A 12,147-nucleotide genomic window follows, 5' to 3' on the forward strand; every position below is an offset into this window, starting at 1 on the left:
TTACCTTACTTCGACTATCTCACCCTTGGACGAAATCAAGTAAGCCTTGTTTGGCTTGTCTTTTCTAATTCGGGTTAACTCAGCCTGGTAGCCCTGTAACTGCTTGCGGTACTTTTCATATTTCTCGCTACCCAGCTCTGGGATAGTGAGCTTGTAATCGATGATGGCCAAATGGTCGCCAAACTCCACCAAGCGATCCATGCGATATCTCTTGCCATCCTTGCTAGAGATATCTAGTTCATTCCACGCTTGTAGCCATTCACGCGAGGCAAGATAGCGCTTAAGTTCGGGAGCCTCTAGCACTGTTTTTGTGCGAGCGATCAGCGTTTTTGCATGCTCCTCATCTACCCCTAGCCAATTCATCAGCTCTTGCTCGCTTGGCATGGGTGGCTTTATTTGATTACTGGAGTCTGGAGTAAGGAACTCAAGTAACTTATGGAGGTTCGTGCCGTCTTCTAAGATTTCTGGATCGAGCTCCTCTACCCACTCGCCCTCGCCCGCAAATACTTCAACTGTGACGCCGCTTTCAATATCAGACAGCATTTGCATATGACTTTCTTGTGCGGGATTCCAGTCCAAGACAAAATCCTCGACCACGTTTTCTTGACTAGGTTTTATAGCCTCAGCCTCTTCTGTAGCTGCAACCTGGTGGTTGACCTGATATACAGTCAACCCTGCATTGCTCGCCTTGCCATACCAAGAGGCTTTATCTAAGCCGCTAGGATTATTGGCAGTTGGTTTTTGAGCATCACCACCAATCCATAAACCCTGGCGTGCACGGGTCATTGCAACATAAAGCAAGTTCCAGTTTTCTTTTTCACCAATTTGTTTCTCAGCCTCATTGATCTCAGCGCGAGGGCTAGTCAATGTTTTAGACGTAAACAACGATAGATGTGATGGCCCCTCTTCTTGCGGAGACCAGTCTATCAATACTCCGCTGTAATCCACATTAGTATCGGTATTGTTTGCATCGAGAATGATGACAAAAGGTGATTCCAAGCCCTTGGCACCATGAATAGTCATCAAGCGCACACGCTTATGACGATCCTCTTCTGACATCTCACTCTCTTCATTCACATCAGCCAAGTTCTCATCACTTGCCGCATCTACATCACCTTCATCGGGAGTTTCATCATCGTCCCCGCGGCGCTTAATGTTCATTTCCTGAATAAAGCGACTCAAGCTTGGGTACTGACCTCCATCTTGATTGAGTGCCACCTCTAAGAATGCATCTAAATTTGCCAAGACCTGAGGTCGATCGAGGTCCTGACAGACCGCAGCGTATTTCAGGCGCACATCTCCCTCTTGGTAAATACGATCAAGCAGGTCATGCACTGGCAAGCGCTCACCTAAAAGATGCCAATGCTTTAAGTAACGCGCAGCCACTTGTAGCTTGGCATCCCTACTGTCTTGCAATGCATCCCACCAGGAGCGGTAATGGCCAGAAGTCATCGCCACTGCCAATTGCTGCATTTGTTTTTCTGTAAAACCAAAAATCGGGGTTCTGAGCACCTGCGCCAATGGCAAGTCATGGCGAGGGGTTACTAGTACAGTCAGCAAAGCAATCAGGTCGTCTATCTCAAGAGTATTGAGTAGACCGCCTAGGCGAGGACTCTCATAGGCAAGCTTCACATCACGCAAAGCCCTTTCGTATTGGGGTAGATATTTACGCCGCTTGACGAGTAATAAAAAATCACTTGCTCTGGCGTCTCGCCATATTTCCTTGCCACCCTCTTTATCGGCAACTTTTCGGGTTGCAATCACTTCTTGAATGAGCCGTGCTACCAACTCACCCTCATGCTGACGCTGAATCACTCCAACAGTTTCACTTGAATCCGCAATGGCACCATCAAAAGCGCTACCTTCTCGCAACTCTTGAGTCTGTTCCACATAAGGAATCAGCGGTAGTAAATAAATTTCGCCTTGTTGGGCATAAACGTCGGAGGGCTTGCCCTCAACAGGAGCAGTCCAAAGCGTTTGCTGTTCTGAGTATGGGTAATCGGGGGGAACTTGCTCACCCTGAAAGATTACATTTACTGCTTTATTGATTTCACCTGCATTACGGCGCGTTTTATCCTGCTCAATGTAAACGGCGGCATGGTATTGATGCAAAAACTGGGCTGCACTTACAAATAATCTCGGATCAGCGCGACGGAAGCGATAAATCGACTGTTTGGGATCACCCACAATAAAGACTTTTGGCCTCTCATCACCCTCGCTATAACCCGCCAACCAAGCTCGCAGAATTTGCCATTGCAGCGGATTGGTATCCTGGAACTCATCAACCAATATTTGCTTGTATTTAGCATCCAAGCGAGATTGAAGATAGGCAGCATTAGCGGCATCGCTCATCAGCAAACTGACACCAAGCTCTAAGTCATCGAAATCACGCACGCGCATATTTTCTTTTTGAGCGTTGGCGTGCGCCATCATGGATTGATTTAGAGCAAACCAGGCTTCATTGATTGCGAAGATATCCCGCTCTGCTTGCCATAGCAGATATTCCTCAAAAGCATGGCCCCAATTTTGCTTAATGGCGATGTGCTCATCAATACGATGAGCCTCACCCATCTTCTCAAGATATTTCTTCGCTTCACCTAAAGCCTTGTCGTTATTGCTACGGTATTTTGGCTCCTTGGTTAAGAAGGTAGTTTGAAAATTAACTGCGACCTCAGACACGTCGCCAGAATTCTCTTTACAGGCAATTGCGGGAAGCAAGTATTTCAGAAGATCACTATCTTTTACGCTGCTATTTTCAAAACAGCGTGCTAAAAACTGTAAGTCTGCCAGCGCATTAGGCGCATTCCACTGAGCTAGCAATGGATTAGGTAAATTCAGTTTATTTAGGGATTGCTTTAGATGCCCTATTGGGGTGATACCCGCTTGCTCGCATTGCTTTGCAAAAAAAGTCCATGCACCTCTTTGTTTAAAGAGACTACTTTTACCCATTAAGAGTTTTTGGGTTTCATGTGAGCCCAAATGATTCAGCAAAACGTCGTAATGCGCTTTCAATTCTGGAGTGAGATCACCCCACCAATCATCAAGACACTCCTCTTGCAGTCGCTTAGCATCTTCACGCAACTTAAACCCTGGCTGAATGCCCATTGATACTGGAGCTGCGCCCAGCAACCTGCCAAACCAACCATGAAAGGTATCAATCACAATTGGTTGTGGGTTTGCCAGCACCTGTTCATAAAGTGCTTTAGCCTTGGGCAGGTATTTTTCAGTCTGCTCTTTTTCTATACCCCGAGTGGTTAGCTCTTTCATCAAAGAGACATCATCACTTTTTGAAAATTGTTCGAGCAATCCATATAGGCGGTCACGCATTTCTTGCGCCGCTTTGCGTGTAAACGTGAGTGCGAGTATCTCTTGTGGCTTCACATCATCGAGCAACAGCCGCACCATCCGGGCCACCAATAACCAAGTCTTGCCACTGCCTGCGCAAGCCGACACAACGACCGAACGCTGTGGATCACAAGCAAGCCTCTCTGAATAAGGCTGCTTCTCTGGCAACGCGTTAATCTGATCGCTCACCAAATCCCCTTCCTGCAAATGCCTCTTGCTTCGCAGTATTGGCACACCCCATCTGGAGCAAATGCTTGCATGGGCTTTTTAGCCCAAAGCTGCTCTACATCTTCTGTAATTTGCTCAGAAAACTGTTGCATCATTTCTGGCATATCAACTACCTCTTGGCTGCGCAGCGCTTTTTGCTCGCCTTTAGAGATATCCGCCTTCAAGGCCACCCATTCGGCTTGCTGTACCTGATGTCCACTCAGCTTATGGCTTTCTTGACCCTCATTGGCGGCCTGAGCGTAGATCAATAGCTGTGGATCATCCAGAATATGCTCAGCCCTTACTTTGACTCTCTCAAAACGTTGATTTTTATAGTCGATCACTGAGGCAAACTTGTTGTTATCTACATTGACGTCGTAACGATCGGCATAACCTTCAATACGAATGATCTTGGGATTGCCATCTACATCTTTAAATGGCAAATCAAAGCCAACTTTGACTTCGCCATCGAAATATTGCCAACCTGCTAACTCACGTTGCAACTGCCAATCTACAAAACTAGGAATTTGTTTTTGCCAATCCCTTAACGCACCCATCACTCTTGCATCACCCTCAATCAAAGAAGCAAACTCTTGCTCTGAATAAACGCTTAAGACTTGTTCCATCCAAGCACGTCTTTGATCTGAATTGGTTTTTAGAGCGGGATTGGTATGCTCTTGGGTTTTGAGTGCTTGGTAGAAACGCTTGAGCAATTTATGCAATGTCTGTCCTGCCAACGAAGCGTCAAAGCCCTCATCAAACTCTTTATTCTTACGTAAGCCTAGCAGACTGCGGACGTAATATCGATATGGGCAATCCCGCAGAGCCTTATAGGCGCTGGGACTCATCGATAGCGGCATGGGTAGATCTTCTTCAAAATGCGCAACCGCCATCTTCATTGGCGCAGCTTCAAAAGCGCGCTTGCTTAATTGAGTTGTTTTCGCTTCCCACTCAATTTGATTTTGCAAACGCTGTATCCAAGCGGAAGGTCTCAGCGGCTCACCATTATTGCTTTTACTTTGCCAGAGTAAATCGACATTGGTGCATGACACCAGAAGTTGTGAGAGATCCCTGGCCTGCTGTACAAACTGCATTGCTATCGTCGAGGTCTTTAATAGCTGATTTAGTGCATCTGAAAAAAATAATGGTGGCTCGGAATACGCTGGTAACTGTTGTTCATCGCAACCCACTACCACTACCGCTTCGAAGTTACGCATACGCGTAGAACTCAGCGGCAAAATACTCAGCGTCGCTTTAGCCTCTTTGCCAGCCTCTTGATAACTAGCACCCTCAATGACGGTTTTAAGCAAACTAAGCCACTCACTCAAGCGAATAGGCGCCTCCTGATACTGCGCCTTACTTAAATCAAATGTCTTGAGGACATCTAGCAATTGCTTGCCAGCCGAATCTTTCTCAAGGCTTTGAACCATGCCAGTCGCCTGGAGATTGGCCTGCAGGTGAGCGTACGCTTTACTGCAATCAAACTTGAGTGTTAACCACTCATGATGGCGCTCTCTGACAAACTGTAATAACTCAAATAATGCAGCACTAGGTAATGCGCTAGATGTTTTTACTGCGTTCTCTTGCGCGCCCTCTATAGCTAGGTGAAAGGTTTTCCAACCAGACTCTGCCTTACTGCCTACCAGGATATCTTCAAGCTCTGCAATGAGTCCGATGCAGACCTCTGCATCTCGATTCAAAATCTTTCCAAGATCTAAAAAAGGATTCTGTAAAAACTCAAGCAAGGCTTTTGCACTAGGCCCATCTTTTGGCGCTTTAATGAGTTCTAACCAACTATTGAGTGCAGCTGCGGCACGCGTAGTGGATAACTTCCAACCAGTTTCGTCTCGAATGTTGAGTGCTGGGCCTAATCTTGAAAGCAGGGCACGCACCCTTCTGGCCACCAAGCGATCTTGCGCAACCAGTGCCAACTGAGTTTTTCCATCAATCAGATGTTGCTCTATTGTTTTGGCAGCAGCCCACGCCAGCTCCTCGAAGCGTTTAGCTGCAATCAGCCGCCAACCCTTGCTATGGGCTTGCTTAACATTCCTGAGCGCCTCTGCCTGCGCATCACTAATACCAATTGTCTCTGCCCATAAGCCCACATCACTCCAGCTCATCCTTGCCTCTACCACAGGGGCATATTGGGCATACTCGGCCAGCAGAGTTCCGATGATCTCTTGATCGATGGGAGTCGGATCAGCAGTCTCTACCCATATTAGAGGTCTTGCGGGATTTGCATTCTTAGCAGCCTCGAGATGAGCCGCCATTGCAAAATGATCACGAAATGCTGGATCGCTCACACTCGCGGTGTAGCGCCAAAATGTGAGCAAGACCTTAGTCTCTTGATCAACAACCTTACGTGCCATTCCTGAGTAGACTTTAGCAACAGTACTGTCGAGTAAATCCTGCGCCCGACTCAGACAGATCTCGCCGAGAGTACTTTTCTCATTCCGATTATTTTGAATGAATTCATGAATTTGTTTTTGCAGTTGTGGACTCACTGCAGTTGATAAGGTGTCACATGCTTCAACGATTGCCTGCGCTAGACCCCACGCACCAGATTCTGTTTCGGCTTTAAACCATGACTGCAGATCTTCGTGTTTGCGCAAAGTGGCATATACCCCCAACCATCTCTCTAAATCACTTTGCTTCTTTGGAAATTTCCATGCGCCTGGCGCAGCTTCCAACCAATCTGTAAAGCTGATGACTTGAGGTAAGAATGCGATGTTGCCTCGAAGATCTTTGGGTCGGTTTAATTCAAGAGCTGCCCTAACCCCGATTAAGGGTCCCGCAGTACTCAGAACCACTAGGGGGCGCTGATTGGTTTGCACTGCACAATCCCAGATGCCTTTTGCCAATTGGGTAAGCGCTTGGCTATTGGGCGTAATTGCCCAAGCCTGTGGCTGCTTTTGGTCAGAAAGAATTGGGAACGGCTGGGACATTAATTGGGTAATTTATCTATTTTGAGCAGAACGTTCCGCTTATTGCTAATATAAGCGTTGTAACGACATAATTAAATAACTCGCTAAATAAGTCTAAATAAGGAATTTTCATGAGTGCCGGCATTAAATATGTAACTGACGCCTCTTTCGAACAAGACGTCCTCAAGTCCGATAAACCTGTTCTGCTCGACTTCTGGGCTGAGTGGTGCGGTCCTTGCAAAATGATTGGTCCGATCCTGGAAGAGCTCGCTGGCGAGTATGGCGACAAGATACAGATCGCAAAAATGAACGTAGATGAGAACCAAGGCGTACCTGCCCAGTTCAATATTCGCGGTATTCCTACCCTAATCCTCTTCAAAAATGGCACTGTGGCTGCTCAAAAAGTAGGCGCTTTGGCCAAATCTCAGTTGACTGCATTTATTGATAGTCATCTGTAAATAGTCTCGGACCACAGGTTCACCAGCTGAGCCTGTGGCTTTTACCGCTTTAAACGCTTGTCACACCCATTTTTTGGTGTAGTATTACTCAAACGCACTAATCAGTGCTCCGATTTTCAGCAATTTACCTCCCCCTTCTTTTAGCAAATTCCAAAATTCTGTTTTTCCACATCTGCGTGATCTAAATCAGCGCAGCGATACCCCAAAACAAATTCATCAACACCCGAGAACCACATGCAATTAACTGAACTCAAAGTCCTCCACGTATCCGCTCTGCTTGAAATGGCAGCTAGCTTGGAGATTGAAAATACACAACGGATGCGCAAACAAGAATTAATGTTTGCCATTCTGAAAAAACGTGCGAAGGCTGGCGAAACTGTTTTCGGCGATGGCACTTTGGAAGTACTGCCTGATGGCTTTGGTTTCTTACGCTCTCCTGAAGCCTCTTACATGGCTTCTCCTGACGATATTTATATCTCCCCTGCGCAGATTCGTCGCTTTAACTTGCACACTGGAGACAGCGTTGAAGGTGAAGTACGTACACCTAAAGATGGTGAGCGTTACTTTGCTTTGGTAAAGGTAGACAAGATCAACGGTTTAGCTCCAGAAGCCCTCAAGAACCGCATCATGTTCGAGAACTTAACGCCGTTACACCCGAATCGCGTGATCAGCTTAGAGCGTGATATCAAGGCCGAAGAGAACCTTACTGGCCGCATCATCGACATGATCTCCCCGATTGGTTACGGCCAACGTGGCTTGATCGTGGCCTCACCAAAATCAGGTAAGACCGTGATGATGCAGCACATTGCTCATGCCATTGCCGCCAATAATCCTGAAGCGATTTTGATTGTGTTGCTCGTTGACGAGCGTCCTGAAGAAGTAACTGAGATGCAACGCTCCGTTCGCGGTGAAGTTGTTGCCTCCACCTTTGATGAGCCAGCAGTACGTCACGTTCAAGTTGCCGAGATGGTGATTGAAAAAGCCAAGCGCTTGGTTGAGATGGGCAAAGATGTGATCATCTTGTTAGATTCGATTACTCGTCTTGCACGCGCATACAACACTGTTGTTCCTTCATCAGGCAAAGTACTCTCTGGTGGTGTAGATGCCAATGCATTGCAACGTCCAAAACGTTTCTTTGGTGCCGCCCGTAATATTGAAGAAGGCGGTTCATTAACCATCATCGCAACCGCTCTGATTGAAACTGGTAGCCGTATGGATGACCTCATCTATGAGGAGTTCAAAGGCACCGGCAATATGGAAGTTCACCTTGAGCGTCGTTTGGCTGAGCGTCGTGTTTACCCATCGATTAACCTCAATAAGTCTGGCACCCGCCGTGAGGAGCTCTTGGTTAAAGCTGAGAACCTCCAGAAGATCTGGGTATTGCGTAAATTGCTGGCCGATATGGACGATATCGAGGCGATGAACTTCATCGTAGATAAGCTCAAATCGACCAAAAATAATGGTGAATTCTTCGACTTAATGCGTCGCGGAGGCTAATTTAGGGGTCTAGAGGGCTGTTTCAGCCCTTTTTGGACACCTAAACAGCGCTTTGTTGTTGATTTCATGGCATAATTTCGCCTTTACCGCTTTTAAAACCTGGGAAAGTATTTCAGCCAATTTGGCTCAAACGGCTCCCCGCTCATAGGACTCAACATGAAACCTGGCATTCACCCCGAATATCGTGAAATCGTCTTTGTAGACGTTTCCAATAACTTCAGCTTCAAGACTCGCTCCACTATGTCTACTAGAGAGACAATCAAGTGGGAAGATGGCAATGAATATCCATTAGCCAAGATTGAGACTTCATCTGAATCACACCCTTTCTACACTGGTACCCAGAAAATTATGGATACCGCTGGTCGTGTTGAGAAATTCCGTCAGAAATTCGGTACTAAGGCTGTTGCTAAAGCTACCGGTGATGGCGCTGCTAAAACAGCTGAGAAAAAAGCTGCTGCTGCAGAAGCTAAAGCTGCTGAAAAGCCAGCTAAGAAGAAGGCTTAAACCACTTCTATTCGCGGGGTATGTTAAATACCTGCTCTGCGAGATAATCAAGGCAGCGTTTGCTGCCTTTTTTATTTTGAACTTCACCCATGGTCAAACTTACCGCCGCCGCCACTAAATCTATTCCGCGCATTATTATTTTTGCGCTGACCTTAGTTTATGGTTTCGCCGGTCTCTTCTTTAGGGATCCCTGGAAGAATGAAGATGCCATAGGCTTTGGTGGCATGTGGACACTTTTTCGTGGTAACTCCTTAGACTGGATAGTTCCTCATTTAGCTGGACGCGACATCTCTCTGGGCGCACCCTTACCTTATTGGATGGGCGCCACACTCATTGAGTGGTTTGGTCCATTCATTGGCGCCGCTAACGCTGCACGCTTATACGCAGCCATCTGCTTCTTCTCTGCTGCATTAGCAATTTGGTATGCCACCTATTTATTAGGTCGTCGTCGTGAAGTGCAGCCGATGGCATTGGCCGTTGGTGGTCAGCCTGATTTAAAGAGCTACGGCATGACCTTGGCTGATGGTGCGCTGCTCATTTTCTTGGCGTGCGTAGGTCTAGCGCAACGCGCCCATGAAACAACGCCAATGATGGCGCAGCTCATGGGTATCAGCATCGTTCTTTACGGTACAGTCCGCGGCTTAGATAAACCTTGGCAAGGTGGTTTCTGGACTGGCCTTGGTATTGCCATCGTCGCCCTATCAAGCAATCTCACACTCAGCTTAATCATTGTTACCTCTACCATCATTGCGGTCATTGCTAGCAATGCGAAGTTGCGCTTTCGCTGGACGCTGACTAGTACCGTTTTAGGTTTGATCGGTTTTGCGATTTGGCCTCTGATTTGGTATCTAGCTGATCTGCCAGTGCAATGGCGTCACATCGCTGAAGAGGGCTGGCGCAATGTACCGGAAATGCGCGCTACTCCATCCATTGAATCACTGGGTTTCTTGAGTGTGAACTTCTGGGCTTACGCTTGGCCTGTCTGGCCGCTCGCAATCGTTTCCCTTGCGCACTGGGGTCGCATTAAAGAATCAGGCACATGGCGCGCGCCCCATCTTTGCATTCCTCTGAGCTTATTCATCGGTAGCTTAATTTATGTTTTGTTCCGCCTCGAAGCTAACGAACATGACTTAATGATCTTAATTCCAAGTCTTTCGATTATTGCCGCATTTAGTCTGCCCGTTCTCAAGCGAAGCGTCATTAGCTTTATTGACTGGTTTGCAATGTTTAGCTTTACGCTGATCGCGCTGGCCATTTGGATTATTTGGCTCGCCAAAGTGACTGGCTATCCAGAATCTACAGCTGCCAATATTGCACGCCTACTTCCTGGATTTACTGGTCAATTTAATGTCTTAGCCTTTATCGTGGCTCTTGCTACTACGGGTGTTTGGCTTGCAGTAGTTCGCTGGAGAACTTCTCGGGCCCCGAAAGAAATTTGGCGCTGTCTCATCATCTCAGCATCCGGCACCACTTTAATGTGGGTGCTACTGATGTCTTTATGGCTCCCTACCATTAACTATGCGAAAACCTATCGTCAGGTTTCTGCGCGATTGGCGCAAGTAATCCCCGCTGGTGGCGGCTGCATAGACACTAGCAATCTAGGGCCTGCACAGCTCGCCTCTTTTGAATACTTCTCCAAGCTCAATTTGCGAGATGACCCCAATTGCCCATGGATGCTGACCCACAGCCAATCCGAAGCAAAGGCATATGCAGAGCTAAATAATAAAAAGCTCACACTGCTCTGGGAAGATCGTCGCGCTGCTGACCGCGATGAACGCCTGCGTCTCTACGAAGTTATCCCGGAATAATTCGTGCTGCACTTTAAACTATCGCGCCTTCGCGAGGACATCCCCTCTTTACTAAAACTAGCTGGACCTCTTTTAGTTGGTCAGCTTGCTGTAATCGCATTTGGCGTGCTTGATACTGCGATGACGGCTCGTTATTCAGCCGATGATTTAGCGGCGCTGGCAATGGCATCAGCTATCTTCATCAGCATTTACGTAGGCCTCACTGGAGTGATCTCGGCGCTTGCACCAATTGCAGGACAACTCTTTGGCGCTAAACGTTTTGGAGAAATCGGTGAAGAAGTGCGGCAAGCAGCTTGGCTTGCTTTAGGTCTCACGATTTTGGGCTGCTTCATTTTGCTCAATGCAGATCACTTGCTAGCTATTTCCCGAGTCAATGATGCTATTGAAGGTAAAGCGAAGTTATATCTGAACATTCTGGCAATTGGCTTACCAGCCAGCATGGCTATGCGCGTGTTGATGGCGCTGCACAATGCTGTCTCACGCCCCACCGTCATCACGGTTGTACAAATTATTGGCTTAGGACTTAAGCTACCCTTAAACCTACTTTTTATTTATGGAGGCTTAGGCATAGAGGGCATGGGTGGGCCAGGCTGCGCTGTAGCTACCGTCATCATTAACTGGTCTTGGCTACTCATGACTCTAGGCTTTGTTTTATTTGATCGATTTTATAAACCATTTAAGATCTTTGCTCGCTTTAGCATGCCCGATTGGCATCGTATCTGGACATTATTAAAACTTGGCGCACCTATTGGCTTTAGTTACTTGATTGAAGTAACTTCTTTCACGTTTATGTCGCTATTTATTGCCCGCCTCGGAACCACGGCATTAGCAGGCCATCAAATCGTAGCCAATATGGGAACTGTCATCTACATGGTGCCGCTATCCCTCTCCATTGCGACCATGACCTTAGTGTCACAATCTATTGGTGCTAACAAACCCGAGCGTGCCGAAGAGATCGGTTGGTCATCCGTCTTTTTTACCACCACGCTGTGCATCATTATTGGTATCGCGGTTTGGATTTTCAGAATACAGCTATTGGATTTATACGATCCACCAGCAGAGGTGAAGGTGTTCTCTATCCCCCTCTTCTTATTTATAGCCTTCTATCAAGTATTTGATGCCCTTCAAGTTACCGCAGCATTTATTCTGCGGGCCTATCGCATTGCTTTTTGGCCGATGTTGATTTATGCAGGCTCACTTTGGGGCGTAGGCCTTGGTGGCGGCTACCTCATGGGTTTTAATGTATTTGGCAATACGCCAGAATTCCTACAAGGCGCCAATGGCTTTTGGGCTGGCAACAGCTTAAGTCTGGGCTTAGCTGCGTGCTTTTTGCTCTATCTCTTTAGAAGAACGGCGGAGCGCTATGAGAAGACGCATCCGCCGGTACAGGTTTAAGACAAACTA

Annotated in this window: 7 protein-coding genes; 5 read left to right on the forward strand and 2 right to left on the reverse strand. The window is 47.2% G+C overall.

The features are described from left to right. Together VC159_RS07375 and VC159_RS07380 are read right to left on the reverse strand one after the other, a co-directional pair. Positions 1–3,534: a UvrD-helicase domain-containing protein gene (locus VC159_RS07375; RefSeq protein WP_323473192.1), complete on the reverse strand. Its 3,534-nt coding sequence runs from the start codon at positions 3,532–3,534 to the stop codon at positions 1–3. Further along, positions 3,531–6,497 carry a PD-(D/E)XK nuclease family protein gene (locus VC159_RS07380; RefSeq protein ID WP_323473193.1) on the reverse strand — a complete coding sequence of 989 codons (2,967 nt, stop codon included), beginning with the start codon at positions 6,495–6,497 and terminating at the stop codon, positions 3,531–3,533. The genes VC159_RS07375 and VC159_RS07380 overlap by 4 nt, the downstream gene beginning before the upstream one ends. 110 nt (positions 6,498–6,607) lie before the next feature. Between VC159_RS07380 and trxA the strand changes: the two genes are divergently transcribed. The 5 genes from trxA (at position 6,608) to VC159_RS07405 (ending at position 12,138) form a co-directional block, all read left to right on the forward strand. Then, the gene (trxA, locus tag VC159_RS07385; protein WP_062309025.1) at positions 6,608–6,934 is read left to right on the forward strand and encodes a thioredoxin TrxA; all 327 of its coding nucleotides are present in this window, start codon (positions 6,608–6,610) and stop codon (positions 6,932–6,934) included. Positions 6,935–7,168: 234 nt separating this feature from the next. Then, on the forward strand, positions 7,169–8,431 hold the full coding sequence (gene rho / locus VC159_RS07390; protein ID WP_011903147.1) for a transcription termination factor Rho: 1,263 nt from the start codon (positions 7,169–7,171) through the stop codon (positions 8,429–8,431). A gap of 156 nt (positions 8,432–8,587) precedes the next feature. Next, positions 8,588–8,935 carry a type B 50S ribosomal protein L31 gene (locus VC159_RS07395; protein ID WP_072582141.1) on the forward strand — a complete coding sequence of 116 codons (348 nt, stop codon included), beginning with the start codon at positions 8,588–8,590 and terminating at the stop codon, positions 8,933–8,935. Between the two features lie 89 nt (positions 8,936–9,024). Then, on the forward strand, positions 9,025–10,743 hold the full coding sequence (locus tag VC159_RS07400) for a hypothetical protein (RefSeq protein WP_323473194.1): 1,719 nt from the start codon (positions 9,025–9,027) through the stop codon (positions 10,741–10,743). 3 nt (positions 10,744–10,746) lie between these two features. After that, entirely contained in the window at positions 10,747–12,138 is a 1,392-nt protein-coding gene (locus VC159_RS07405) for an MATE family efflux transporter (RefSeq protein WP_323473195.1), read from the forward strand. Positions 12,139–12,147: the final 9 nt, after the last annotated feature.

This window comes from Polynucleobacter sp. JS-JIR-II-c23 (assembly GCF_035011225.1).
In the GTDB taxonomy this organism is placed as follows: Bacteria; Pseudomonadota; Gammaproteobacteria; order Burkholderiales; family Burkholderiaceae; genus Polynucleobacter.